The organism is Limnospira platensis NIES-39 (assembly GCF_026000695.1).
Taxonomy (GTDB): Bacteria; Cyanobacteriota; Cyanobacteriia; order Cyanobacteriales; family Microcoleaceae; genus Limnospira; species Limnospira platensis.
In genome coordinates this window covers 713,556-740,326 of record NZ_AP026945.1, presented here as the reverse complement: position 1 = coordinate 740,326, position 26,771 = coordinate 713,556, and the positions used below count along the sequence as shown (strand labels likewise).

Here is a 26,771-nt window from a genome sequence, read left to right as displayed (position 1 = left end):
GAAGATATTATGGTTGTGAATTCCTTTTTGAGAGCGATCGCCAAACTCCTAAAAAAGCATTTCGGAGTCGATAGATAACTTGAATTGCCCCCGGTTGAGGCTGGGGTTGAGCTTTTCTAAGTTCCTCCTGTTTAACAAAAGGATGGACAGAAGTGGGAATTTTTCCGGAGCGACATAGATAATATTTGAGCATGGTATTTCTGCCAAAATTGAACTCAAGGCGATAGCCATATAATTGAAAATGGTCAAGTTAAAGGGCATCAAGGTATTGATTAAAAGTCATGAGCAAGGTTGAGGAATTTCGCTATTTTAGAGCAGTGTTCATCTGTGCCGTCTGACGAAAGGAGGCGATCGCAACCAAGCGGTTTGATTGTGCATCCCACAGCAGGAATTTGGAGCAGTCTAGTAAATCCCTAATATGCAGTGTCTTCACCTCCGAGAGCAAATGACAATTTTCCTGATGACAAGCGGCGAGATAGTAATTAGGAATTCTCGACGAGAGATGATGAATATTGTGATAGCCAATGTCGGCGCTAAACCATCTGAGGAGGGCTGGCAATTCTAAATAACTACTCCCCTGAACAGCTCCCAAAACATAGTCCCATCCGGCTGTTTTATGGGCATAAGACCCCTCAAAAATATGTTGTACAAAAAATATCCAGATAAAAATCGTTGCCGAACAACTGAGGGTAATGGAGTAAATACTCCAAAACAGCCCAAAGCCCCATAAATGACTGAGAAAAACCCAGCCCCCGACCACACAAATATTGTTAAACAAGAGATCCCAAAACTCAGTAGCAGATTGCCAGTATTTTGACTGATGAGCGGATATAGTTTGCGCTAAGTGAAACTCCGAACCTTTGGGCAAATCAGTTAATACATGATGGGCGAAGTCGTAAACTCCCAGGATTAAAATAAGTCTAGGCTTGATAACCAGGTAAAAAAAACCGCCCGGAATAGCCATCAATGGATGTCGTAGGACTTCATAAAGTTTTTGATTTAACGGATCAAGCTGATCAAACTCGTCAGTAGACAAGAAATCTGCGACACCCCGATAGCGCTCCCAGTCGCCATTAGTTTGGTGATGGTAAGCATGATCTCTTGACCAGCCATATTGGGGCATGGCATTGATTACACCGAGCCCAAATCCGATAATTCGGTTCATCTTTTTTGACGGAAAAAGAGAATAATGTCCGCAATCGTGCATCAAAGAAAAACAGCGCAGGGAGAAGAGAATCAGCAGGGCAATAATCGGAGGTAGAAGCCATAAAGAAATAGATGCCGCACCCGGCGCTAACATCCATAAAAGAACATAAGGCACAACGGTATTGAGAATTTGATAGGTAGCGCGCAGGTTGCTGCTTTTGATGTATGGAGTCAAGACAAAATCTGATTTTTTGAGTGTATCCATTGTTTTTGTCTATAGGTGGGGATGAGTTTATTCTGGTTCCGAGACCCTGGGCGATCGCCCCCCGCCGGGTTGGACAATTTTCTGATTTAATGGAAAAACGTCGGGCTGAAATTCTTCCCAGTGTTTGCAGATTTGCTCGTAGCACTTCGGGGGGGTAATCGGCAAATTTTTTAGGTATAAGAATGTCACCTGATTTAATGACTCCAACAGAAACACTAACTCGGTTTCTGGGCTGTAAGTATCCACAGCTTCCAAAATGTGAGCATTCATAAAGTGGTGTCGCAGAATCACCGTGTCAGGGGCAGCCAGCCACGCATTTAGAAAAGGGGCGAGACGCGATCTGGGTACATAGTGAACCTTAAAAACCTCCCCCGCAATTCCTACTGTTGACGTACTGGTGCTACAAATCACCGCACCCCGTTCACCATTGAGATACCCTACCCAGGCGTTATAGCCTAGAGCCAATAGATTCGTAGCAATAAAATCTTGCTGCCAATTCATCGGCGGATTTGGCGGCTGATTCTTGGCGCTATCTGTTTCATTCATAAGAAATATCAGGAGGTTGGCACAGATTCCCCCGTTGTGAAAACGGGGGATTTAGGCATCAATTATTTCTCAGTCAGATTAGCTTCTTGGCGCAGGATTTTTGCCGCCTCCACCATATTTTTCAGGGAAGGAATCACCTCTTCCCAACCCCGTGTTTTCAAGCCACAATCAGGGTTAACCCAAATCTGTTGAACGGGCAAATTAGCCACCCCGGTTTTTAACTGTTGCACCATCTCTTGAGTGCTGGGAACCGCTGGGCTGTGGACATCATAAACGCCGTTCCCCACTTGATGTTTGTAGCCCGCATCAGTAATTTCAAACAGGGTTTCGTTATTGCTGCGGCTATTTTCAATGGACAATACATCCGCATCCAACCGCTCAATATGCTCAATAATATCCCCAAATTCCGAGTAACACATATGGGTATGGATTTGGGTTTGGGGTTTGGCAATAGCCGCAGATAAACGGAAAGCATCCACCGCCCAGGATAGATACTCATCCCAACGTTCTGGCTTGAGGGGGAGTCCTTCCCGCAAGGCAGGTTCATCAATTTGCACCATCTTCGCCCCAGCCGCTTCTAAGTCAGCGACTTCATCGCGCAAGGCTAAGGCAATCTGCATGGCTTGTTCACTGCGCGGAATATCGGTGCGGGTAAATGACCAGTTAATCATGGTGACCGGACCGGTTAGCATCCCTTTGACAATTTTATCGGTCAGGGATTTGGCTACCTTAAACTCTCGAACTGTCATGGGTCCGGTGCGGGCGACATCTCCATAAATAATCGGGGGACGCACGCAACGGCTGCCGTAACTTTGCACCCAACCATGTTCGCTAAAGGCAAAGCCAGATAACTGCACACCGAAAAATTCCACCATATCGGTGCGCTCAAATTCGCCATGTACCAATACATCGAGTCCGGCTTCTTCTTGGAATTGGATGCACTTGGCAATTTCGGCATCGATCGCCGCTTCATATTCGGCTTGGGTAATGTCACCCCGTTTCAGTTTCACCCGCAGTTGCCGCACTTCGGAGGTTTGGGGGAAAGACCCGATGGTGGTGGTGGGGAATGGGGGCAAAACGGGCTGGCGTTCTTGACGTTGTTCATAAGGCAAAGTCCGCTCTAAATCCTGGGAGGTCAGATTTTGCAGGCGTTCTTTTACCCCCTGATTAACTGGGCTAAATTCCTGGAAGGTTTGCCATTGGCTGCGGATGACTTCCAGATACTTGTCAGGTTCTTGGGTTCCATAGGAGCGATCGGCCCAATCAGCCAGCAGTGTGATTTCTACTAACTTCTGTTCAGCAAAGCTCAAAACGGACCGCAAGGGTTCGGGGAGTTTGGTTTCTCGCTGGGCATCGTATGGCACAAATTGCAGGGAAGCAGACGGCTGAATCCGCAGGTTAGGGGTGACACGGGAAATGGCTTCCAGGGTTGACAAAACGGAGTCGGGGCGAATTTTCCAGACGTTGCGGGCATCAATAATTCCCGCCCCCAACTCTTTATCGTCGGGGAAACCATACTGTTGCAATAACTCCAGGTTCCGCCCACGGGTGAAGTCTAAACTAATGCCAGCTACGGGTAATTCCATCACCCAGGGGTAATTGTCTCCCAAGTCATCAAAGTAGGTGATGAGGTGAATGGGTAAGCCGACTTGACTGAGCGATTGATAGGTGGATTGATAGAGTTGTTTGAAGTTGGCGGCATCTCCCAATACTAAAGCGGGTTCATGGATTTGGACTTCAGCGACACCCATTTTTTGGAGTTCTTGGAGAAGCAGGAGATAGCGATCGCCTAGTTGTTTCCCCGCCTGATCTTGATTCATCTCGAAACGACTCAGCCGCAGCAAAGTCACCGGACCCAAAACCATGGGAACAGCGCGATCGCCCAATAAGGTTTGAGCCCGCTGCACAGTTTCCAGGAAATCGCTAAAGTCTGGTGGCTGCAATGTTTCGGGAATTTCTGGGACGAGGTAGTGATAGTTGGTATCGAACCATTTAGTCATTTCTAGGGCTCGAATGCCATCAAAACCCCGCGCCATGGCAAAATAACGGTCAAGTCCGCTAAAGGATGCAAACCGTTCGGGAATGATGCCTAAGCGGATACTCCAGTCTAAAACGTGATCGTAGAGGCTCATGTCGCCAATACCAATGCGATCGATACCGGCATGAAGTTGAGTTTCCCAGTTTTTGAACTCAACTTCATTCCGAGTCTGGATGAGGGTTTCTGCGTCCGATTTACCCCGCCAAAAGGCTTCTAATGCCTTTTTTAACTCGCGACTTTTACCAATACGAGGATAGCCGAGAGTCGCGGTTTCCAGACGGGTTTGTGTATAAATTTCCGAGGTCATAAATTGCCCTTGTCCTTATGGTGAAAATAGTCACAGAAATCTAGTCCATCCCCGCGACAAACCAGCGGAGTGAACAATTGAGCGCAGCAGAATATCTGCCAAATTGAGTTGAGCAATACTCAGACCAGACTGATTAGAGTCACGCTTTGGACGAGTGACCCTCTGCCAGTCAATGTCTACATAAGGCTAGTTTTCTCAAAATGGCAATTTCAAATCAGGGCGCTACCCATGCAACGCCAGGGGAGTCGTCCTAAAAAATGAAGGCAATATTAATTGTGAAAAAGCTAAACGAACCATCATCCGTACCTCGCAGACGAAAAATAACAGTTTTTGGTGCATCTCCAGAGGAGACAGTTCGGCGGGCATTCTGACTTCGAGAGTTGTGTCTCTCCTCACAGCTGCGGGACAGCGCCGGATTTACGCCGGACTTTCCCCCTTACGTCTGATGGCTGGTCCCCATCAGAACCGACAATATTTAAGCATGATAACACACGAAGCGGAGATTTGACGAAATCATGGAAAAGTTACTGTAAACTGGGGGAACAACGATAGATGTCAGCAACCCGGTTTCTAGGGCTTAGGGTTTCACCAAGCGGCCAAGCCGCCCAAAGTCCATGGGAGAGCCACGGCACGAGAGCTAAAATTCTCAAATACAGTCGTGATCGCTATAGCCAAAGAACCAAAGGCGATCGCCTACTTATCCCCTCTGAAAACAAAGATAGTCAAAATGCAGGGTTCTCAAAAAATTCAGGTCGGGGTGAGCGACTTACGGCAAGCCTTTCATACTCATTTTCAATCGGCTGAACAAATTAAACAGATTTCGGCTTATTTACTCCTATTCTATGCGGTTGAATGTGGGCTAAAGAGCATTTTGCTCAAACGAAACCAGTTGCGAACCACAGCACTGATTCCCGATCCAACCCTCTTATATGAATCTGGTCATAACCTAGATAGATGGGTCAAGGAACTGAAAATTTCCGCCAGCATAATTAGCCAAACTCCCAATTTTCATCTAGCCCAAGGTGGTTCAACTTTAAACATAGAAAAAGCTCATCAAGCTTGGCGATATGGTATTAATATTAAGCCTGAAGATGAAAAAGTTTTAGTTGAGTGGTTAAACAGTATTAGCCAATGAATTAAGGAGAACATAAACCGATGATTCCCTCAGATATTCGTCTTTATACTTGGGTTGATGTAGAAGAAGTTTTGCTGCGGAAAAAAAAGCAAAATAAATGGCCAAACGGGTTGGTTTGGGCGCGAACCTACTGGGACGGGTTAACCATGGGAATTCGTCCGGGAACTCAAGCAGAAGCCCAAAATTGGCTGAGTGAAATCTACGACCCTCGCTTCCGAAATAATTATATTATCTTAGAGAGTGTTGATGAAAATCAACGGATTTTGCCGATTTGGTGGGAAGAAACCGAGGAAGACCCCCCAACTCCTAGACTGACTCCGAGTTTATCCAGACCTGGAGTGCTTTTTCCTCCTAGTGAGAATGTCGAACCTCCGGCTATTATGCCATCAGATTTTCCCCCAGTGGTGGCGTTTCATTCTTTTAAAGGTGGAGTGGGAAGGACTACTCATGCGATCGCCTTAGCCAAGGCTTTAACTGCTAAAAAACAAACGGTTCTGTTAGTTGATGGGGACTTAGAACCTCCGGGAATTAGTTGGTTATTTGAGCGAAGATTGCCCTATCCTCCCGTTTCTTTTGCGGACTTGTTAGCATTGGTTCATGGTGATGAATCTCCCCATTATGAAACCGCCATTCAATTAGTGAGCGATCGCCTACAAAATGCCTTAATTGATGGGATATTTATTCTGCCATCATTTCGCTCTACTTCAGGATTTACCTCTTTAGAAATTCGACCAGAACATCTGATCCAAGGTTCTCAAAATGCTTTTATCTTGACCGATATCTTAGCCCGTCTCGGGAAATATCTGGGAGTCGATGTGGTCTTGGTAGACTTGCGGGCTGGACTCTCATAATTAGCGACAGGTTTAATTTTAGATCCGCGAGTTTATCGGATATTTGTTACTACCTTGAGCGGACAATCGAGCGCCGGAACGGCGAGAGTTTTAGAACTGATTGGAGAGCGATCGCCTTCCACCAGAGAAGAAGACCCATTCCCCGCCTTAATTTTCAGCCAAGTTCCTGAAGATAAAAAATTCACCGATTGGGTGATTGAACCTGAACAACAATTGCTGGAAGCCGCCAAAACATTTATCGAAGACAATGGGGATATTCTCAGAGTAATTACCCCCTTTGCTGATAGTTTGCTGGTTTTACCTCCTACTTGGGAAGAGGTGATGAGTAAGCTAGAGCGATCGGGTATTGTAGATGCAGTTAGTCCACTGCTAGATTGGTTGCCTAGTCCAAGTGGTGCATCAATCCCAGAAAGTCTTCCTAGTTTAAGTTTAAAATCTCAACGACAACAGATTAAAGAATTGGCGGAAAAATTGGTTTATGCTGAGACAGCACAAATCGATAATTTTTTGGCAACGATTCCTTTAAAGCAATTGGCTTCAGACCATCGATGACAACTCCCTATTACAGTCGTAGTGGGCGCTAAAGGTTCAGGAAAAACTTATACATTTATGCAAATTGTTCGCCGTCAAAATTGGGAAAAATTTGTCCAGGAAACTGGGTAAACAGTCACAAATAATGCCTTGATAGCTCCCATATTATCATCAAACAATTTAGAGAATACTGCCAAAATAATAGTCGAAAATGTGCAAAGAGAAACTGCCAAAATATTAATGTTTTCTCATCCTAAATTCTCTAACGATATTCGGGATTATATAAGACAAAATCAGACGGGAAACCTCCATGAAGGTCAGTGGCGGGAATGTTGGCTAGATGTCATAGCTTGGGGGGTGGGATTTAAACCGGAGGAAGCCGGGGCGGGTCGAAAATTAACCGACCATTTATTTGAAAAAAAACAGCAGCTTATTGTCGTCATTGATGGGCTAGAAGACTTATTTCAAAACTTTGATAATGATGAAAATCAACAAAAAGCTCTACGCGCTTTACTGCAAGAAGTACCGGAATGGTTGGCGCAACAGCCCGGTCGTCCTTTGGGAATAATTATTTTTGTCCGGCGAGATATTGTCTTGGCGGCGGTGCGTCAAAATGCCGCTCAGATGATGGCTCGTTATCAGCCTTATGCCTTAAAATGGAATCGGCAAGAAGCACTTAGATTAGTGGTTTGGGTTACCAAAAAAGCCCTTCCAGATTTTAACATTAATCTTGACAAACTGCCAGATATGAGCGAGGAGGAAATCACCGATACTTTAGTCCCACTGTGGGGTAAAAAATTGGGTAGTGAAAAATCTAAAGAAGCTCGTTCTGTGCAATTTGTCCTGGCTGCTCTTTCTGATTTCAACGGTCAAATTCAATCGCGAGATTTGGTCAGATTTTTAAAGATAGCCGCTGATAAATCTATGAATGATACTCGGTGGCAGTATCGAATCCTTATTCCTAAAGCAATTCGGGATGCTTTACGTGACTGTAGCAAGGAGAAAATAAAAGAAATTCAGATCGAAAATACTGCCTTAAAAAAGATTTTTGCGAAATTACAGAAATTGGCAGACGCTAACCGCAAAATTCCTTTTAGCCGCGAAGCTGCTCAGTTATCGACTGAGGAAATTAAAACCTTATTAGATAATGGCGTAGTCATTCAGGAAAAAGATGATTATTATATGCCGGAAATCTTCCGTTATGGGTTAAACTTTAAACTGACAGGTAGGGCGCGCCCTCGCGTTTTATCTCTGGCTCGGCGTGCGGGACAAAGTTCTTAATTGGTCAGTAATCAAACCATATATTAAGCAGCGATGATAAATCTGTGCTTTTGACTGATAATTAGCGACTTAGGGTTGCTATTAACAACACTCAGGCTATAAATATGATCATGGTTTTGGGGGCGGATAATTCAGAATGTTTGCTCTAGTGTCGCACAAGCTGATTAACGACTAATCACAATCAATCCCTGGCCAGGGCCTCCATGAATTTCCACTTGAGCTACATCCCCTGTTTCTGAATAAAAGCGAACCGTACTTCTCGACTGTGAGGGTATCGATCGCCATTGACGGGAATTCGAGTCGTACTCTAGGTTTGTGGTATAACCATCATCCCAACGGATCACAATTCTCCGAGAACTTTGTTCAATGGAGCAACCAGTTGACTGCGCTTGGGGTTGGTTCTGACCATAAAAACTGCAACGGCCCCGATAGTTTCGGCTCGATTGTGCTTGACCTGGCTCCATTAGCATCAAGCTGGAGGCGATAAGGACACTGCTCAGGTAGGCAGCTTTCTCTAGCAAATTTGATCCGAACTTCATGGCGCGTAAACCTTAATATTATCTGATCACAATTGCCCTTTGTTTAGGGTATGACAATCCAATTAACTTGTCAATGGCTTTCGCCCTTAAATTATAGTCTTTTAATCCGGTAGTGCGATCGGGTACTCCCATGACTTGACCAATGAGGTCGAAGGTTTCATAAATGAGCGATCGCCTCGATATCCTCCCCGGTGCAACCAATCACCCGCCTGCCAACTCATAACTATCAGCCAACCTCAACGCCTTGGATTTTAATCCCAACCGGGTAAAATAAAAGTCTGGTTATCCCATACAAACTTGGTTGCGACCTTGAGACTTCGCTTGATAGAGTGCGAGGTCTGCTTGTTTCAATAAATCATCTAAGCATCGCAAATCTTTGGTCAATTCTGAGAGACCAAAAGAAGCCGTTATCTGAAAATCAGATGGGATATCAGGATGGTTAAAGTACAGTTGGGAAATACTCACCCGCAGACGCTCTGCCATGTCTAGGGCTTGTAAAATTTCGCTTCTGGGTAACAAAACCATAAATTCTTCCCCACCATATCGGAATGCTAAATCATTGACTCTCAACAATTGATTTGTGAGTTTCGCGACTTTTTGGAGGACATAATCACCAGCTAAATGTCCGAACTGATCATTGATTTTTTTAAAATGGTCTATGTCTATCAACATTATAGAGAGTGGGAAGCCCATTTGCTGGTGGTAAGCTATCTCTTGTTCTAGCCTAGAATTTAAAAAGCGGCGATTTAATAGCCCGGTCAATTCGTCAATGGTTGATAACTGCTCAAGTTTTTTGTTGGCTACCAGTAGCTCCCTATAGGTTTCCATGAAGTCGAGTACCGGAAAGCAGAGGGTCTGGGCATTGACGCAGGGGATGGTCATAAACAGCAGTAAACCCATCATGTGAAAGTTGCTTATTGTATCATCGGTACTCGGAGAAAGCCAGAAATTTAGGAGGATTAATGTTCTGGCAATCAGAACTATAAACAGCATCAGATCAAGCCAAAGCATGATCCTAATAATTGTATTTCTACGCACCGGTTCTCGGAGGACAATTAATCCTGGTATCAGGTAAAAAATTGCATTTAGGGCTGATGTGTATATTCCAGGTATCCACTTATGGTGCATAATCGAGATGAGAAAAATCAGGCTAAAAACCAGTACACTGAGCGCAATAATTATATATAATTTGTGGATTTTACGATTGATAGATTTGTCTAAAAAAATGAAAATAGAATGGGTTAGCAAAATGGGCATTAAGGCTAGAAATATATTAGATAATGGCAGTGTATATACATTAACTCCATAGCTAAACCTCAAAAACAATAACAGACATCCCAAAGCGAATGAAAAGCATCCATAAGCCATCCATTTGAGAAAATCGTGATTCCTAACCTTAAAAAAAGCCATTAAGAATACACCGTTAGCTGTAAAGTTCAACGCGGTAGTCAAAATCAGGGTTTGTAAGTGCATTGATGGTAATGAAACTATTCAATTTTGGTGATTAATATCGCTGGGTTCATCAATGATATGATAGCGTTATTGAACCACAATTACTATTGTACTATCACTCATATAAAATTTCCAGTAAGTTAATATGGTGGTGAAAATATGGTGGGGGCAAAAATTTTTTGCCCGTACCAGATTAAGTTAGACTAGCTCAGATAGAACTTGGGTTAAGCCCAGCCCAGAATTTGGGCAACCTCTTCAGCCAAAGACAGAGGTTCAAAGGGTTTAGCAATTACACCACTGACACCGAGACTATCAAACTTTTGGCGATCGCGATCTTGAATTTTCGCCGTCAGTAAAATCACAGGAATATCTTTCGTTTGCTGGTTCGCTTGTAGTTTTTGAAAAGTAGCAAAACCATCTAAATCCGGCATCATCACATCAAGCATAATTGCATCCGGCTGTTCGCTTTCCGCAGTTTCTATGCCTTCCATACCACAACAGGCAGTAATTACACTCCATCCACCGATCATCTCCAAACTCAGTTGAGCAATTTCTCGGATGTCATCTTCATCATCAATTAATAGAATTCGCTTAGTTGTCATCTGTTTTCCTTTACTATTTCTGATTCTGATGCCGCTTCGCATCAATTTAGAGGTTAATGGGTAGGCTGACAAAAAATGTACTTCCATCGCCAAAAATACTTTCCGCCCAAATTTTACCGCCATGCTGTTGGACAATGCTGCGACAGATAGCCAGTCCCAATCCAGTCCCCCCATTTTGTCGAGAGTCCGACGCATCCACCTGTTGAAAACGACCAAAGATAGTCTCAATTTTATCTGGTGGAATACCACGACCGCGATCGCGCACGGAAATCAAAACATGATTTTCCTGTGGTTTGGCGGTAAAATCAATCCGCTTGTTAGCCCCAGAAAAGCGAATGGAATTGCTCAACAAATTGGTGAGCATTTGAATAATCCGATCACGATCAACCATCACTTTAAATTCCAGAGGAACCACACAGAGATCAACCCCGGCTTTCTCCGCCACGGGTAACATTTCATCAGCAGCTTGTATCATCAAATCCGCCACATTGACCCAATGCTTCTCCATGGGAAGCTGACCCGAGTGCATTCTCTCCAGGTCAAGGATATCGTTAACTAAACGCATGAGGCGATCGCAATTAAACATAGCGATATCTAACATCCGTTCGCTTTTTTGCGGACTAGAGGCTAATAAGCCGCTAGATAATAGCCCCAAAGAACCACGAATAGAAGTCAGGGGAGTACGCAATTCATGGCTAACGACAGAAATAAACTCATCCTTCATCTTTTCCATCGCCTGCCTTTCCGTAATATCCTTAAACGTGATCACAGCCCCAATGATCGCCCCTTCCTGTCGCATGGGCGTACTGACATACTCCACAGGTAAAATTGTCCCGTCCTTGCGCCAGAAGACCCCATCTGTAACATAGCGAACCTTCCCATCTTCTAGGGTAGCAAAAATTGGCGAGGGCTGGAGGCTATCTGGGTGGGGTTCCCCTGGGGTCTGGGAACGACAATGGCCTTTAGTAATCTGCCGTAAATCGCTCATGATTAGTTCTCTAATATCATATCCAGTCATGCGCGCCCCAGCCGGATTAATAAAGGTGATTTTACCATCTCGGTTAAGACCACAAATTCCTTCCCCCGCCGAATCAAGAATTAACTCATTTTGGTGGCGCAGTTGCTCCAGGGTACACTCAATTCTTTTACGATAACTAATATCCCTGGCAATCATGGAAATGCCTGTAATTTGACCTAAAGCATCTTTAATAGGGGAAATCGTTAGAGAAACATCAATATTTGCACCATCTTGGCGGACGTGGATGGTTTCATAATGATCAATACCGCCTTGCGCCGTAATGCTAGTTAAGATGCGAGGCATTTCATTAGGTCGTTCTGGTAAAGCCAACATCGAAATCGGAGAGCCAATGGCTTCCACAGCACTATAACCATAGATTTGCTTGGCTCCTTCATTCCAACTGACAATTATACCATCTAAGGTATTACCAATAATCGCATCTTCCGAAGATTCTACCATCGATGCTAAACGAATATAATCGGCTTCTGCCTGTTTTTTTGCGGTAATATCTCGACCCAAAATTACTAACCCTTTCCGGACTCCCGTGGCTGTAAAAAGTGGCACTTTCATCACATCATAAATTCTCAGAATGCCATCATTTTGACGAATTTTTTCTTCTTCTTGATAGACTTTCTGTAACTGCCAAGCTTTTTCGTCTTTACACTGAGAATCTAAAAGTATTTTTTGATAACAAGATAAAGCATTCACGTGTTTAATTATATCAAAAATTTCGGCATCAGTTTTACCACGATAATCAATCTTATTTAATTGCAACAGGTCTAAAACTGCTTGATTTGCCTCTAGCCATCTCCCTTGGCTATCCTTAAAACAAACCAGATCCGGAATAGCATTAATTAGCGTTTGCAATAGTTCGGAACTGGCTCGTAATGCTTCCTCAACCCGCAGGCGATCGGCAATTTCTTGCTTCAGTTGTCGATTGGCTGCTTTGAGTGACTGGATGAGTTTCGTTTTTTTCGGAGTTTTTTTTCTCGCCATTGGATTTTAAAAACCTCATGGAGCATATAAATGAGATGAAATAAAATGAATTTATTTTATGTAGAATTAGGTCATACAATAGCTAGAATATCTAGCGGTTTTAGTGATAGGCAAAATCGGTTCTGGTGGCTAGGTTCTGAGTTCTTTTGAGTCTATTAACAATGCGAGTAGCAAGTTCCGATCCGGTGAAAGGTTTGGTTAAATAATCATCGGCTCCGGCTTGAAAAACTTGCTCGCGAATTTGGCGATCGGTTTGGGCGGTGACAAAAATAACCGGAATTCCTCGCCAGCGAGGATCATTGCGGACAATTTGGCATAATTCAATGCCATTGAGATGCGGCATTTCTATATCTAAAACTAACAAGTCAGGGTGGCTTGATTCCAGAGTTTTCCAAAATTGCCGAGGATCTCCTAGGGTTATGGTTTGAATACCCCAAGGTTGCAGCAAGGTTTGGATTGCTGCTAACATTTGGGGGTCATCATCGACTATCATTACCCGGGTATTGATGGCATAATGCTGACGGAAAACGTCCCTGATTACAGCGATCGCTCTTTCTATCGTAACGGGTTTTTCTAAAAAGGCACTACCACCCAGGCGCACCACTTCCACTCGCTTACTGATATCTCCTTGGGTGGTGAATACTACCGTAGGTATGGGGGGATTTTGTTGGGTTAGGTCAACTAATAGCTGACGGAAAGGATAGCGATCAAAGTTGAGTAGGACTACTTGGGGATTCGGGAGGAGTTGAAGCATATTTTCTTCCCTACCGCTGGGGGTGCGATCGCATATTTGCCGTATGGTCGCCTCTTCCGTGATAATTTCGGCTTGGATCTGATGACGACTCGCTTCTATAATTAGATTTTGGATAAATGGCTCGTTGGTGTCAATGATTAGTAGCCGGGGAGAATCGATTTGCTGTTGGTCAGATGTACAATTATTGGGGCGATCGGTTTCGACAATTTGATGTAGGCGATCAATCAGAATTGATAGAGATGGTAGGTGTTCACTAATTAGGGGGGTGTCCAGTTGCAGGATCAGCTCGATCTCACGAGCCACCGTTGACCCTTCCCTCCGTCCGAAGGTTCCCAGTGATCCGGCTAGTTTGTGGGCTTCCTGGCGCGCCTGTTTTTGCATTTGCAGATTGATCTGTCCGTCATTGGCGGCGGCGATCGCTTTTTCAATCGTAATTATCCGATCGTCTAGGGTCTCTCTAAATCTTTCCCAAACTTTTTGGATCGATTGATTCAGTTGGAATTGGCGATCGCTATCCGGTTCTGAGTTAGCCGTAGCGGTAGCTGAATGGAGTTTCTCCAAATTCTGATTCAGCCGATATCCTAACCCATAGACAGTTTCGATAAACTCAGCACCAGCACCAGCCGCTTTTAGTTTTTGCCGTAATCCCTTAATATGAGCCCGGACCGTATTAGCAGAAGGCGGATCATCAAAAGTCCACAACTTATCTAGGATTTTATCAATGCTGTAAGTCCGTTGACGGTCCCCCATTAACAGTTCCAGTAACCCATATTCTTTCGGGGTTACTTTAATCGGTTTTCCGTTATAAGTAACATCGCAGGTGCTAGTATCCAGCACCATTTTTTCATAGGTGAATACTGATGATGTCCCCTCGCTACTACGACGCAGCAAAGCACGGATACGAGCCGATAATTCCGCAATATCTAGGGGTTTAACCATGTAGTCATCGGCTCCCGCGTCTAAGCCTTTAACTTTGTCCTGTTGATTATTGCGCGCCGTTAATAGCAGTATCGGAACTTGGAAATTATGCGATCGTAATTGGTGACATAAACTAATACCATCCAGCAATGGTAATTCTATATCCAGTAAAACCAGATCATAACTGCTGCTTTGGATATATTCCCATCCCTGCTGTCCATCATTGACGACATCTACCTGATATTTCTGGCTCGTCAGCATGGCGACCAGAGCATCTGCTAGGTGTAAATCGTCCTCAACCAGAAGAATACGCATTGATGCACTTAAACTTGGAATTGTTGAGGACAGATGTATTTAGGAAATGTCTGTTTATCCCCCAACTCCGAGAGCAAAACTCAACTCTCTTTCTGAAGAAACAGCCAAGGAAATTACCCCTTTTCCTGAGAAACTCCCCGATCCCCATTTACTTTTTATCGTTCCTCAACAATAAATTATAGGGTAAATCCTGCCCAAAAAACTGCCTCTGGACAATTAACCTTCAGCCTCTGGCTAATTAGGGGGTTCCACCACCGCTACTGATGAGAACCCCCATAACCTGAAACTACAAGTGACAGTGATTAGATAACTGATTCAACTTCCGCAATTTCCGGGATTTTTTCCCGCAGGCGGCGTTCAATCCCCATTTTCAGCGTCATCGTTGAACTGGGACAGGAACCGCAGGCTCCTTGTAGCCGTAGCCGGACAATAGGACCGTCAAGTTCTACAATTTCCACGTTTCCACCGTCAGCCATCAAATAGGGACGTAGTTCGTCCAGGACGGTTTCCACATTTTCTGGAGTCAATGCTAAAGTAGTCATGATTTATCGGATCTGTTGTGCGATGTATTGAACAATTATGATCTTACCCCCATTTTAGCTAGTTCGGCTACTTCCTCAATCTCAACCCAAATCTCCCCCCTTGAGTTCGATATCAGCACTATAGCCGGGAAAGTTACGATCCTCAGTATAGCGGTATTCCTAGGCTTGGCGAAATAACTCGCCAGCATCTGTTGTTGATTCTGTCATGAAATCTGGCAACTATCAAAACACATATATTATCTATTATAATCTATTGACCGTAAATTTACCATAATTTTATGAAAATTACCGATTTTAAATTATAATAATCTCGGCGCTATGGATATCAATTCTGTGTATACATACCCTAGATCTTATTTTTGGGCTACCATACCCACAGCCCTTTATTCTGTCTGTTGATTAGAGATCCACCTCTGTGGCATTTCATCAATATATTATTCCCCATGATTCCCCCTTTTGCCACCCAACCTATGGCTATCTACTCACTCTAAATAGTCTCAAGTATTAATCAAAGTTATCACCCATGTCTGCACGTCCTATTTATCTTGATTGTCATGCTACTACCCCGGTAGATAAGCGCGTTTTAGAAGTAATGATTCCCTACTTTACCGAACACTTTGGCAACCCCGCCAGTGTGAATCATCTCTATGGTTGGGAAACCGAAGCCGCCGTCAAACAAGCGCGACAAATTATCGCCGATGCCATTAATGCTACTCCCACCGAAATAATTTTTACCAGCGGTGCAACCGAAGCCAATAATTTAGCCATTAAAGGAGTAGCAGAAGCCTATTTTAGCCAGGGTCGTCATCTAATTACTGTCGCCACAGAACACCATGCAGTCCTCGACCCCTACGATTACTTACAAGGCTTAGGATTTGATGTAACTTTACTCAGCGTTCAACCCGATGGCTTAATTGATTTAACCGAACTAGAAGAGGCTTTTAGACCCGATACAATTCTAGTTTCAGTGATGGCTGCTAACAACGAAATTGGGGTATTGCAACCCCTAGCTAAAATCGGTAAAATGTGTCACGATCGCCACATATTATTTCATACAGACGCAGCGCAAGCCTTGGGGAAAATACCACTAGATGTTGAGGAAATGAAGATTGATTTAATGTCCTTAACTGCTCACAAAGTCTATGGACCTAAAGGCATCGGTTGTCTATATGTGCGTCGTCGCCAACCCCGCGTCAAAATCGCCCCCCAAATTCACGGCGGCGGACAAGAAAGGGGGATCCGTTCAGGAACCCTTTACACCCCTCAAATTGTCGGATTTGGGGCGGCGGTAAAATTAGCTTTAAGCGAAATGGCAAGCGAAGCCCAACGGTTGACAAAATTACGCGATCGCCTTTGGAATCAACTGTCAACCCTCGACGATATCCGTCTCAATGGTCATCCCACCCAACGCTTACCCGGAAACCTAAATGTCAGTATTGCCGGGGTAGATGGTCAAGCATTACTATTAGCATTACAGCCAACAATGGCAGTATCATCAGGTTCCGCTTGTACCTCCACCCGCATTGAACCTTCCCACGTTTTAAAAGCCTTGGGAGTCCCCGAAAATCTAGCTTATGCTTCCCTGAGATTTGGCTTATCTCGGTTTAATACAGAAGCCGAAATTGACCAAGTAGCACAAGAGGCGATCGCCACCATTAAAGTGCTAAGAAGAGTTCAATATACTAGGTAACTAATTCATGGCAAAACCTGAATATTTAATGATTATTTTTACCCTGATTTGTGGTATCCTATCTTTAGGGATGGGTATGCTCAAAAACCCCAGAACTTCTCAGATAGCCACCCTCCCCCCAGACTACGATCGCCTAGCCGATTTAATCAGCTTTGGTGCTTGGCAAAAAGCCGAACGTCAGACCTATCGAATGATGTTGTTAATTCTGGGCAAAAAAAATCAGGAACTCACCCCCAAAGATATCGCCAAGTTTCCCTGTCAAGAATTAAGCCAAATTGACCAAACCTGGTACCAAGCCAGCCAGGGGGAGTTTAGTTTAACTAGACAACATCAAATCTGGCAAAAATTTCAGCAGTTAGACCCAGATAACCCCCTAACTTTTGCCTCTCTTAATTCATTCATCAAAAAATCCAACATTTGCCGGGATAGTCAGTCTCCCAACTCCTCAGCTATCCTTTGTCATGAACAATTGAATCTAGCCATATTTTCCCGTCTGCAAAAATGCCAAATTTCTCCCCCTTCTCCTCCCGTATTAGAAACCAAAATTTGACCAGTCCCCCTAACTCAGTCCCAGTCAGGAGTAGCACCAGGTGAGTCAACATCAAAAAAACACAGCCACAACCACAAACCCTAGTGGTAGCCCATCCGAGCCAAATTTTACAATTCTTTACTCAACTTGGGCTAACTCCTCACAGCAGATATATCCCCAGACGATCGCATAATGGTAAGCTACTAGATGGCTCAATCAATTATTCCTTGACTTAGTAAGTAACATTTACCCATGACCGACTCGACCCAAACCCCCTATCTGTTGCGCGCTGCGCGTGGTGAAGCCTTAGACCGTCCCCCCGTGTGGATGATGCGGCAGGCGGGTCGCTATATGAAAGCCTATCGCGATCTGCGGGAACAATATCCATCCTTCCGCGATCGCTCTGAAAAAACAGATATCGCCGTCGAAATTTCCTTGCAACCCTTCCGCGCCTTCGCCCCAGATGGAGTTATCCTATTTTCAGACATCCTCACTCCCTTACCCGGTATAGGCATTGATTTCGACATTGTGGAAAGTAAAGGTCCGATCATTGATCCGCCTATCCGCACTCAGTCTCAAATTGACCAACTACATCCTATCGAACCAGAAGCCTCCCTGCCATTTATTCGGGAAATTCTCCAAACTCTGCGCCACGAAGTCGGCAACAAAGCTGCTGTGTTAGGATTTGTAGGCGCACCTTGGACTCTGGCAGCTTATGCCATCGAAGGCAAAAGCTCTAAGGATTACACCATTATCAAAAGTATGGCATTTAGTGAACCCGCCATGCTACACCAATTTTTGGGTAAACTAGCTTCTGCGATCGCCACTTACGCCTGTTACCAGATTGACTCCGGGGCTCAGGTTGTGCAAATGTTTGATTCTTGGGCTGGTCAATTAAGCCCCCAGGACTATGAAACTTTTGCTTTACCCTATCAACAGCAAGTCGTTAAACAGGTCAAGGCTAAACATCCTGATACCCCTCTGATTCTCTATATTAACGGCAGTGCCGGAATTTTAGAAAGAATGGGTAAGTCTGGAGTTGATATGATCAGCGTTGACTGGACTGTGGATATGGCCGAAGCTAGAAATCGTATCGGTCACCATTTGGGAGTACAAGGAAATATTGATCCTTGTGTTTTATTTGGATCTAAAGACACCATCCGCGATCGCATTTTGGAAACTATCCGCAAAGCCGGAAACCGAGGTCATATTCTCAACCTAGGTCATGGGGTTTTACAAAAGACCCCAGAGGAAAATGTTGCCTATTTCTTTGAAACTGCCAAACAAGCAGATAAACTATTGGCAACTCATGTTTAACTGCCACATCTCATTGACTCTCAGAAAATTGGTTTCCTATACCGTTGGCGGTATCAGTTAAAAGCCGGTTGTAGAACAGTCAATTACACAGGGCAAAGGGGGTGTTTTCCACTGTCGAAATCATTAATTTCCCCCCTGCCTCTCCTCTTCTACCACTGCCTCTTGTTATGACCCAAAAAGTTTTCATCACTGGTGCTAGTGGCTGCATTGGTCACTATATCGCCGAAAGTTTAATTAATCACACTAATTATGAACTGTACTTTTTGGTTCGTAATCCAGACAAGCTAGGGTTTAATTATAAAAAACGACCCGATATTCACATCTTGGCTGGTGATTTGCGAGAGATTGATAAATTTTCCGACTTATTAAAAACCATTGATATCGCTATTTTGGCAGCCACATCATGGGGCGGAAAACCCGAAGTATTTGATGTTAATATAACCAGTACCCACCAGTTACTCAAATCCCTCGATCATCAACGCTGTCAGCAAGTCATTTATTTCTCCACCGCCAGTGTCCTTAACCGCCAAAATCAACTCATCCCCGAAGCTGGAGAAATTGGCACCGATTATATTAGTTCAAAATATCATTGTTTGCAGCAGATTTCCCAAAACTATCCTGATTTTCCCCCCTTGCGGGTTCTCTTCCCTACCCTCGTGTTAGGGGGAGATACAGATAAACCCTATTCCCATCTTTCCTCTGGTCTCCCACAGGTGGTAAGCTGGATTAATCTGATTCGCTGGTTTAAGGCTGATGCGAGTTTTCATTTTGTCCACGCCGCCGATATTGCTAAAGTTGTCGAATATTTAGTTAATCATCCTCCACAGTCTCAGCAACCAGAATGGCTGGTTTTAGGAAACCCACCCTTGACATTAAATCAGGCGATCGCCGAAACTTGTGCCTACTATCACAAATCTATCTATTTCTCCATTTCTCTGTCTCTGTGGTTGGCTAATTTTTTCATCATTGTATTTCGCGTACAAATGGCTGAATGGGACCGCTTTTGTTTGAATTACCGCCATTTTACTTACCAAAACCCTGTTAGTCCCGCTACCTTCGGGGAAATTACCCGCTTTCCTACCCTAACCCATATCCTCGCAGAGTTTGCACCCACTTCTCCCTCTCCCTCTTCCTCTCCCTAGTCGGCTGATTTATCTGTTGTTGATTTTTTATTCAACTCGTCTCGCGCCGCGCTCAGGGGGTTGACAGAATGGGGAAAAATTGCTAATCTGAGAGTAGTAAATAAAATAATGGGAATCTTGACCTAAATCAAAAAATTGGATATATCCCCATTATCTAATAATACCACAAATTGCTCAAACCGGCAACCCCCTCCCATCCCCCCATCGGCGGGGGCGATAATTTTGTTACAAAACTTAATATAAGCAGCAAAGATTATGAAAACCTTTCCGAGAGAGATTGGCAATAAATCTCAAAATGAGTCACCAAAAGCGATCGTGCATTTAGAAGCAGTGAGCAAAGTTTATGGAATGGGAGACATAGAAGTTAAAGCCTTAAACGGTGTGAGTCTGACCGTAGAACCAGGAGAATACTGCTCAATTATGGGAGCGTCCGGTTCAGGAAAATCGACAGCCATGAACATTATCGGCTGTTTAGACCGTCCGAGTTCAGGTTCCTACCAACTAGACGGGGTAGGTGTCGCCCAAATGAATGAAGGGGAACTAGCCAAAATTCGGAACCTAAAAATTGGTTTTGTGTTTCAGCAATTCCACCTTTTGTCACAAATGACAGCCCTCGATAATGTCATGTTACCAATGCTCTATGCCGGAATTTCCGCCAAGGAAAGGCGAGAACGAGCCACAGAAGCCTTAATTCGGGTAGGTTTGGAAAATCGTATGCACAACAAACCCAACCAACTATCTGGGGGACAACAGCAAAGGGTGGCGATCGCCCGCGCCATTGTCAACCGTCCAGTATTATTACTAGCAGACGAACCCACAGGAGCTTTAGACTCCAAAACCACCCAGGAAGTCATGGATATTTTCACCGAAATGAATAATAGTGGCATGACTGTAGTTATGGTAACTCACGAACCCGATGTAGCTCGCCAAACCAAAAGGGTAGTTTGGTTTAAAGATGGTCAGGTGATTCATTCCCACCTGAAACCCGAAGATTTGCATCATGCCATTTAACCAAAAAGGGCGACCCATTCGGCTACCTGCAAATCAGGATATACAAAAATCAATCAATATATCTGTAGTTTCTTGTACCCAACAGCCAGACCCTCAGCAGCACCAGGCGTAGAACTCCGCAACCTCTTCCCTGGTTTGGGTAGAAGGATTTACGGGTGGGAGTGCGGAAAATTTGGTCAAATCATGTAGATTGTCTTAGGAATCGTGGTAAATTATGGACGGCTCGATATGGATCTCTATTGGTACTTTCTGCCTAATAAGCATATAGGAGCCACAGTAAACTAACTCAGGCGTAATAGAGTCGAGGGGATGACTCCTGAGACTCTGAGCCGGAGTCAACTGCATCACGAAACCAAAACCTATGCCAAATCCTTCTTTGCGTGAAACCCCAAGCCATGAACCGGCTGATGTTATTCCATCTAAACAGCAGGTTTCGCTGTTAGACTGGCTGACCCAAACTGGGCGCTTGATTCCGCGAGATACTGTTCAGGAGCCTGTGAGTAGTTACAGACCCGACGAAGAAGAAATATCAGAACTCATCGTTGATGATGCGTCTTATGTTGATGAAGATGACAACGATGATGAAGATATGGACGAGGACTAAGGAACAGTTAACAACCTATCACTTGGGTATAAACCGAGAAAGATTGATCAATAGGGGCTAATCAGTTACCCTAGGGCGAATTATATTTGCCTACAAAGTTTTTGGTGTTGAGGATTGATTGAAAAACCTGTGGATAGTAAATTTACTAACTCCAAGTCCCTACAAATATCAGGATCGTATTTATTACTGTTCCTGTGTTTAGGATTGAGCGCTTTCGCCATTGGCTTGGATATGACAGTGAGCCACCTATGGCCTGCTAATATTTCCTTGTTCGTACCGTTTACCATTTGCGCTTTAGTCGTGGCGGCGACCGGACAGTGGATTATCCCCATTTTAGCCCGGATTAAAGCCGGACAGTTCATCCGAGAAGACGGTCCGCAAGCCCACCTCAAGAAAGCCGGAACCCCAACCATGGGGGGGATTTTCTTTATTCCTGTCGGTATTGCGATCGCACTAGCCGGATCAGGATTTGATACTAATGTTATGGCAATTTGCGCCCTAACGGCTGGCTTGGGCTTAGTTGGGTTCATAGATGACTGGCAAATCTTGAGACGAAAATCTAATAAAGGCATCTCTGCTAAGATGAAATTGGCGCTGCAAGTGTTGTTGGCAGTGCTATTCTGTATCTGGTTAGTCTACAATCAAGCCTCGGTAGCATCTAATATCGCCTTACCCTTTGGCTTAACTCTATCCCTAGGGGTGTTATTCTGGCCCTTCGCTACATTCGTTCAGGTGGCGGAAAGTAATGCCACTAACTTAACCGATGGCGTTGATGGTTTAATGGGAGGATTAGGAGCGATCGCCTTTTTGGGAATGGCCGCCTATCTCGCCCCCACCTACCCAGAAATTGCCCTATTTTGTGCCTGTATGTCCGGCGCTTGTGTAGGATTTGTTTCCCACAACCGCAACCCAGCTAAAGTATTTATGGGAGATACAGGAGCCTTAGCTTTAGGGGGAGCCTTAGCCGGGGTAGCTTTGATTACTAATACCCTTTGGGTGTTATTAATTGTCAGTTTGATTTTCTTAGTCGAAACCCTGTCTGTCATTGCCCAAGTGACCTACTACAAGGCGACTAAAGATGCCAACGGAGTTGGTAAACGTCTGTTTAAAATGGCTCCACTTCACCATCACCTCGAACTTTATGGCTGGTCAGAAAATCAAGTTGTAGGCTGTTTCTATTGTATTCAAGGCTTATTAATTTGGGTGGTTTTTCTGATAGCTGGTTAGGTATTTTCTGGTGTGGTTAACAAGTTCAATTTGAACTGCCTATTATGCCATATATTTCTGTTGTCATTCCTATCTATAATGGCGAAGCTGATTTGCCAGATTTGATTGCTTGTTTGCGATCGCAAATCTACCCAACCAATCAGGTTGAGTATCTGCTAGTAGACAATAACAGCAGCGATCGCACCGGGGAAATATTGCAAACAGCTACCGCCGAGCCAACCCTACCCCTGCGACCCCTGACGGAAAATCAAATTCAAAGTTCCTACGCCGCCCGAAATCGTGGTATCCGCGCCGCCAGAGGAGAAATTATCGCCTTTACTGACGCTGACTGTCGCCCAGAACCTGAATGGTTAAAAAACCTGGTACAACCCTTTGGAGATGATCAAATTGGCATAGTAGCAGGGGAAATTATCGCTTTACCAGGAAACACTCTCCTAGAAAAACACGCCAGCCGCCAAGATACCCTTTCCCAAAAACACACCCTCGCACACCCTTTTTATCCCTACGGTCAAACCGCTAATTTAGCCGTGCGACGAGACGCATTCCAAAAAACGGGCTTATTTCGTCCCTATCTCACCACCGGGGGAGATGCTGATTTATGTTGGCGCATTCAACAGCAAACCAGCTACAAGTTAGCCTTTATGGAAAAAGCACAGGTTAAACATCGCCACCGCAGCACTCTAAAAGGATTACAAAGTCAGTGGCGACGCTATGGAGAGTCAAACCGCTATCTTCACCAAATCCACGGCGTGGATTTAATGCCTCAAATGCAGCCTAAAGACTACATATATAGCCTAGGGCGGTGGATAGTCAAGGAATTACCTGTCAATAGTGCTAAGGCGATTATAGGTCGCGGTGATTGGGTTGATGTGGTGGGGACTCCCATAGGTCTACTTAATGCGAGATGGCGATCGCTCGGTCAGCAACAAGCAAGTCTTCCTGAACAAGCCAAACAGATTGATCAGCTTTAGTCAAAGAAAAGTAAACAGTAGAGGTTGGTTTTGTGCCATGAATGTCACCCTTATACCCCATTCAACTGAAACAATTACCCGCGTTGGTGTAATTGGCGGCGGACAATTAGCTTGGATGATGGCTAGTGCGGCTAAGAATTTGGGGGTGTCTCTGGTGGTCCAAACTCCCCATAATAGTGATCCGGCTGTGGCGATCGCCGCCGATACCGTTTTAGCAAATATTGCTGATGCGATCGCTACTCAGGAGTTAGCTAAACGCTGCGATGTGATTACCTTTGAGAATGAGTTTATTGATCTTGATGCTCTCCAGGTATTGGCAGAAGCTGGGGTCTGTTTCCGCCCCCGTCTGGAGGCTTTAGCACCCCTGTTAGATAAATTTGAGCAATTATCTCAATTGCAACGTTTAGGCTTGCCTGTGCCTCGTTTTGAGGCGCTAACAAGGGCTGAAGGGGATCTTAACCCTAAAATTACCCAAGGTTTGGGTTATCCGGTAGTTCTCAAAGCTAGACGGCATGGTTATGATGGCCAGGGAACCTTTATCATTCCTGATGCTGCTACCCTGAAAGCTACCTGGGCGAAGTTTGATTATCCCCCCATGCTACTACAGGAATTTATCCCCTTTGAACGGGAATTAGCAGCGATCGCCGCCCGGTCAGTCACCGGAGATGTCGCTATTTATCCCATTGTGGAAACTATCCAACGCGATCAGGTTTGTCATCGCGTGATCGCCCCCGCTAAGATTAGCACCGATTTACAAAATCAAATTAATCGGTTAGCCCATACCCTTCTTAATGGTTTAGACGTGGTGGGGCTATTTGGTATTGAGTTTTTCCTGACCACTTCTGGGGAGGTTTTGGTTAATGAAATCGCCCCCCGCACCCATAATTCCGGTCACTTTAGCCTTGATGCTTGTTATACCTCCCAATTTGAACAACATTTGCGGGCCGTCTCTGGTTTACCTTTGGGAAGTCCTGACCTTAAATGTGGCGGCGCGGTGATGGTGAATTTGTTAGGGTTTGAGTTAGCCGAAAATGACTATTTCGCCAAACGGGAACAACTCGCCGCCATTCCTCAAGCTAAAGTTCACTGGTATGGGAAAATTCAGTCCCGTCCCGGTCGTAAACTCGGTCATGTCACCGTTTTAATTGATACTGAAGACCCCCATACTCTACATGAGGAAGCACAGGCGATCGCTCAACAGATAGAATCTATTTGGTATGGTGATCAACTTCCCTACCGCCATCAGTAATCATACTCATTGAACCCAGGGTTCCCCCACCAACAAAAAATAGCTGTCCTTACCTGTGAGGACAGCCTAATTTATCTAATTTATAGGTATATACTCTTAGTATTTAATACTCTAAGATTCTGCACTCTCCCCTGACTGAGATGATTGTAAATTATCAGGATCGACATAGTAGCAAACGGAATCTAAGCAAATTAACGCCCAGCCCGACTCTTCAATGTTTTTTAACTTGTAAGCACCCTGCTGCACAAAAAAGCCTTTATGATTGCGGGTATCAGCCTTAACGTAAACCTGGTTATCATTAACCTGGTTATCATTGCCCATAGTTATTTCTACGTTATCATTGCCCATAGTTATTTCTACTCCTTGTGTTATCAAATTGGTCTGCTAACTTCAAATAAGATTGTTAATGCGTGAAGTTCCCAAATCTTATCATTTATTTTGCCAATTGTTGGTTAAATAATATTATTTTTTGTAAAGGAGTTTCAAGAGCTACCTAGTAGGAATATTTACTCAGTCGCCCTATTCAACTGGAATTTACTTGAATTGCCGTGAACAGACCCGATAATTTCAGGTCTATTACTGGCGATGCTATATGTTAGCATATCATCAAATTGGTATTGCTAAAGTTCTAGGAGCCATTGTTTAACCCTAAGTAAACTTTTCCATTCAGGTTTGCGAGTCAATCCATCGTCCAAATTTTTTTTGACTTCCTCTAGCCACTCCGAATCAGCCATAATCATCTGTTGAGCCATTTCTACATGGGGACGAACCCCCGGTTTTTTTAACTCCAACATTGATACGGCTAAATTTACCCTAGCTTGGGGGTCGTGGGGATTTAATTTAACCGCCAACTTGGCGGCTTTATAAGCCGCAGAGGGTTTATTAGCCAGAAGGTATAACCAAGCTAGGCTAGTCCAGGCGTTACTATTTTTAGGGGAGCGATCGCACACTTCACGAAACACGGGGATTAAGGTATCCATAGCTTCCCCAGCTTGATAACGCTCAAATCCTTCCTTAAACAGTTCTTCAGTAGTTTTCATCGTTAGAGAGCAAGTATTACAGACTACAAAGCGATCGCCATTGTTACAGTACAACGTGCGATCGCCTTTAATCATACCTGATGGAGTCCGTCAACCATTAAGTAGCAAAGGACTTACCACAGCCACAGGTTTGACTAGCATTAGGATTAGTAAATTGGAACCCACCCCCAATCAAAGCGTTGCTGTAGTCAAGGACCATCCCATAAATATACAGCAGACTCTTGGGATCACAAACAACCTGAAAACCATTATGATCGAAGACCTCATCAGTATCCTGGATGCTATCGGGTTCAACAAAATCCATCATGTAAGACATACCAGAACATCCCCCCTGACGGACACCCACCCGTAAACAGAGGTCTCTACCTTGCTTCTCGCGCAGGAAAAGCACCTGCTGAACAGCAGCATCAGTCATCTGAATTCCTTGGGTTGGGGTTTTAGACTCAGTTGCTTGTGTCATTGGCTTTCCTAACTCCTTGATTTTTATGATTTTCGCAATACTAAACTAGGGGTCGAGATAGGTCTGACGACTTACTCGGACTATTGAGAACACCATAACTGCTCAATGGGCTTGGCTCTCACTCTCACCTGCTATGCTGGAATGTGGGAATGGGAGCCAGCATTGTTTACACAGTGGTTCCCAATAGCGTTCCATAGCTCATTTAACGCCGGGCTAATTAATTTATGGCAGGTCAACTCATAAATCGACCCTGCCATGTATTGATCCTAGCTCCGATTGTAACAAATTTAGGGTG

Annotated in this window: 28 protein-coding genes and 1 riboswitch; of the genes, 14 read left to right on the top strand and 14 right to left on the bottom strand. The window is 44.4% G+C overall.

Annotation, left to right across the window (positions count from 1 at the left end; all coding sequences use genetic code 11):
• Nucleotides 1-7 precede the first annotated feature (7 nt).
• From N39L_RS03770 to metE, 4 genes are all read right to left on the bottom strand, one after another.
• Nucleotides 8-193, bottom strand: a complete 186-nt coding sequence (locus tag N39L_RS03770) for a hypothetical protein (RefSeq protein WP_006619744.1) — start codon at nt 191-193, stop codon at nt 8-10.
• A 111-nt stretch (nt 194-304) separates the two neighbouring features.
• A complete protein-coding gene (locus tag N39L_RS03765) occupies nt 305-1,411 on the bottom strand; it encodes a fatty acid desaturase (protein WP_006619743.1) in 1,107 nt (368 codons plus the stop codon).
• Nucleotides 1,412-1,438: 27 nt separating this feature from the next.
• Entirely contained in the window at nt 1,439-1,957 is a 519-nt protein-coding gene (locus N39L_RS03760) for a hypothetical protein (protein ID WP_006619742.1), read from the bottom strand.
• Between the two features lie 62 nt (nt 1,958-2,019).
• Nucleotides 2,020-4,302, bottom strand: a complete 2,283-nt coding sequence (metE, locus tag N39L_RS03755) for a 5-methyltetrahydropteroyltriglutamate--homocysteine S-methyltransferase (RefSeq protein WP_014274349.1) — start codon at nt 4,300-4,302, stop codon at nt 2,020-2,022.
• A gap of 340 nt (nt 4,303-4,642) precedes the next feature.
• A riboswitch (cobalamin riboswitch) is annotated at nt 4,643-4,787 on the bottom strand.
• Between the two features lie 173 nt (nt 4,788-4,960).
• On the opposite strand from metE, the gene N39L_RS03750 reads away from it, so the two are divergent.
• The 4 genes from N39L_RS03750 to N39L_RS03735 all read left to right on the top strand — a co-directional run bounded on the left by N39L_RS03750 (nt 4,961) and on the right by N39L_RS03735 (nt 8,100).
• Entirely contained in the window at nt 4,961-5,437 is a 477-nt protein-coding gene (locus tag N39L_RS03750; protein ID WP_006619740.1) for a hypothetical protein, read from the top strand.
• A gap of 20 nt (nt 5,438-5,457) precedes the next feature.
• On the top strand, nt 5,458-6,288 hold the full coding sequence (locus N39L_RS03745; RefSeq protein ID WP_014274347.1) for a ParA family protein: 831 nt from the start codon (nt 5,458-5,460) through the stop codon (nt 6,286-6,288).
• Between the two features lie 54 nt (nt 6,289-6,342).
• Nucleotides 6,343-6,840, top strand: a complete 498-nt coding sequence (locus N39L_RS03740) for a hypothetical protein (protein WP_014274346.1) — start codon at nt 6,343-6,345, stop codon at nt 6,838-6,840.
• Between the two features lie 192 nt (nt 6,841-7,032).
• A complete protein-coding gene (locus N39L_RS03735) occupies nt 7,033-8,100 on the top strand; it encodes a hypothetical protein (protein WP_014274345.1) in 1,068 nt (355 codons plus the stop codon).
• A 164-nt stretch (nt 8,101-8,264) separates the two neighbouring features.
• Here N39L_RS03735 and N39L_RS03730 read toward each other — a convergent pair whose 3' ends face one another.
• The 6 genes from N39L_RS03730 to N39L_RS03705 form a co-directional block, all read right to left on the bottom strand.
• Nucleotides 8,265-8,639, bottom strand: coding sequence for a hypothetical protein (locus N39L_RS03730; RefSeq protein WP_006619739.1), 375 nt, complete (start codon nt 8,637-8,639; stop codon nt 8,265-8,267).
• An 18-nt stretch (nt 8,640-8,657) separates the two neighbouring features.
• Nucleotides 8,658-8,840 carry a hypothetical protein gene (locus N39L_RS03725; protein ID WP_014274343.1) on the bottom strand — a complete coding sequence of 61 codons (183 nt, stop codon included), beginning with the start codon at nt 8,838-8,840 and terminating at the stop codon, nt 8,658-8,660.
• An 81-nt stretch (nt 8,841-8,921) separates the two neighbouring features.
• Nucleotides 8,922-10,112, bottom strand: coding sequence for a GGDEF domain-containing protein (locus tag N39L_RS03720; RefSeq protein WP_006619738.1), 1,191 nt, complete (start codon nt 10,110-10,112; stop codon nt 8,922-8,924).
• A 203-nt stretch (nt 10,113-10,315) separates the two neighbouring features.
• Entirely contained in the window at nt 10,316-10,693 is a 378-nt protein-coding gene (locus tag N39L_RS03715) for a response regulator (RefSeq protein ID WP_006619737.1), read from the bottom strand.
• 46 nt (nt 10,694-10,739) lie between these two features.
• Nucleotides 10,740-12,707 (bottom strand): PAS domain-containing sensor histidine kinase, encoded by a 1,968-nt coding sequence (locus N39L_RS03710; protein ID WP_006619736.1) that lies wholly within the window; start codon nt 12,705-12,707, stop codon nt 10,740-10,742.
• Nucleotides 12,708-12,807: 100 nt separating this feature from the next.
• Complete coding sequence (locus N39L_RS03705) at nt 12,808-14,694, bottom strand: response regulator (RefSeq protein ID WP_006619735.1); 1,887 nt, start codon at nt 14,692-14,694, stop codon at nt 12,808-12,810.
• Nucleotides 14,695-14,740: 46 nt separating this feature from the next.
• Between N39L_RS03705 and N39L_RS03700 the strand changes: the two genes are divergently transcribed.
• On the top strand, nt 14,741-14,869 hold the full coding sequence (locus N39L_RS03700; RefSeq protein ID WP_286131400.1) for a hypothetical protein: 129 nt from the start codon (nt 14,741-14,743) through the stop codon (nt 14,867-14,869).
• A 127-nt stretch (nt 14,870-14,996) separates the two neighbouring features.
• Here N39L_RS03700 and N39L_RS03695 read toward each other — a convergent pair whose 3' ends face one another.
• A complete protein-coding gene (locus N39L_RS03695) occupies nt 14,997-15,236 on the bottom strand; it encodes a NifU family protein (RefSeq protein ID WP_006619734.1) in 240 nt (79 codons plus the stop codon).
• A 523-nt stretch (nt 15,237-15,759) separates the two neighbouring features.
• On the opposite strand from N39L_RS03695, the gene N39L_RS03690 reads away from it, so the two are divergent.
• The 9 genes from N39L_RS03690 to N39L_RS03650 all read left to right on the top strand — a co-directional run bounded on the left by N39L_RS03690 (nt 15,760) and on the right by N39L_RS03650 (nt 24,976).
• Nucleotides 15,760-16,926, top strand: coding sequence for an IscS subfamily cysteine desulfurase (locus N39L_RS03690; RefSeq protein WP_006619733.1), 1,167 nt, complete (start codon nt 15,760-15,762; stop codon nt 16,924-16,926).
• A gap of 7 nt (nt 16,927-16,933) precedes the next feature.
• Nucleotides 16,934-17,476 (top strand): GUN4 domain-containing protein, encoded by a 543-nt coding sequence (locus tag N39L_RS03685; RefSeq protein ID WP_006619732.1) that lies wholly within the window; start codon nt 16,934-16,936, stop codon nt 17,474-17,476.
• 231 nt (nt 17,477-17,707) lie between these two features.
• The gene (hemE, locus tag N39L_RS03680; protein WP_006619731.1) at nt 17,708-18,772 is read left to right on the top strand and encodes a uroporphyrinogen decarboxylase; all 1,065 of its coding nucleotides are present in this window, start codon (nt 17,708-17,710) and stop codon (nt 18,770-18,772) included.
• Between the two features lie 167 nt (nt 18,773-18,939).
• Complete coding sequence (locus N39L_RS03675) at nt 18,940-19,914, top strand: NAD-dependent epimerase/dehydratase family protein (RefSeq protein ID WP_014274341.1); 975 nt, start codon at nt 18,940-18,942, stop codon at nt 19,912-19,914.
• A gap of 255 nt (nt 19,915-20,169) precedes the next feature.
• On the top strand, nt 20,170-20,925 hold the full coding sequence (locus N39L_RS03670; RefSeq protein ID WP_006619729.1) for an ABC transporter ATP-binding protein: 756 nt from the start codon (nt 20,170-20,172) through the stop codon (nt 20,923-20,925).
• A 361-nt stretch (nt 20,926-21,286) separates the two neighbouring features.
• The gene (locus N39L_RS03665; RefSeq protein ID WP_006619728.1) at nt 21,287-21,529 is read left to right on the top strand and encodes a DUF3134 domain-containing protein; all 243 of its coding nucleotides are present in this window, start codon (nt 21,287-21,289) and stop codon (nt 21,527-21,529) included.
• A gap of 129 nt (nt 21,530-21,658) precedes the next feature.
• A complete protein-coding gene (gene mraY / locus N39L_RS03660) occupies nt 21,659-22,756 on the top strand; it encodes a phospho-N-acetylmuramoyl-pentapeptide-transferase (RefSeq protein ID WP_035737650.1) in 1,098 nt (365 codons plus the stop codon).
• Nucleotides 22,757-22,800: 44 nt separating this feature from the next.
• Nucleotides 22,801-23,727, top strand: a complete 927-nt coding sequence (locus N39L_RS03655; protein WP_014274339.1) for a glycosyltransferase family 2 protein — start codon at nt 22,801-22,803, stop codon at nt 23,725-23,727.
• Between the two features lie 37 nt (nt 23,728-23,764).
• Nucleotides 23,765-24,976, top strand: coding sequence for a 5-(carboxyamino)imidazole ribonucleotide synthase (locus N39L_RS03650; protein ID WP_006619725.1), 1,212 nt, complete (start codon nt 23,765-23,767; stop codon nt 24,974-24,976).
• A 111-nt stretch (nt 24,977-25,087) separates the two neighbouring features.
• Here N39L_RS03650 and N39L_RS03645 read toward each other — a convergent pair whose 3' ends face one another.
• The 3 genes from N39L_RS03645 to N39L_RS03635 all read right to left on the bottom strand — a co-directional run bounded on the left by N39L_RS03645 (nt 25,088) and on the right by N39L_RS03635 (nt 26,476).
• Nucleotides 25,088-25,324 carry a hypothetical protein gene (locus tag N39L_RS03645; protein ID WP_006619724.1) on the bottom strand — a complete coding sequence of 79 codons (237 nt, stop codon included), beginning with the start codon at nt 25,322-25,324 and terminating at the stop codon, nt 25,088-25,090.
• 272 nt (nt 25,325-25,596) lie between these two features.
• Nucleotides 25,597-26,016 carry a tetratricopeptide repeat protein gene (locus tag N39L_RS03640; RefSeq protein WP_006619723.1) on the bottom strand — a complete coding sequence of 140 codons (420 nt, stop codon included), beginning with the start codon at nt 26,014-26,016 and terminating at the stop codon, nt 25,597-25,599.
• Nucleotides 26,017-26,113: 97 nt separating this feature from the next.
• Nucleotides 26,114-26,476: a HesB/IscA family protein gene (locus N39L_RS03635; RefSeq protein WP_006619722.1), complete on the bottom strand. Its 363-nt coding sequence runs from the start codon at nt 26,474-26,476 to the stop codon at nt 26,114-26,116.
• Nucleotides 26,477-26,771: the final 295 nt, after the last annotated feature.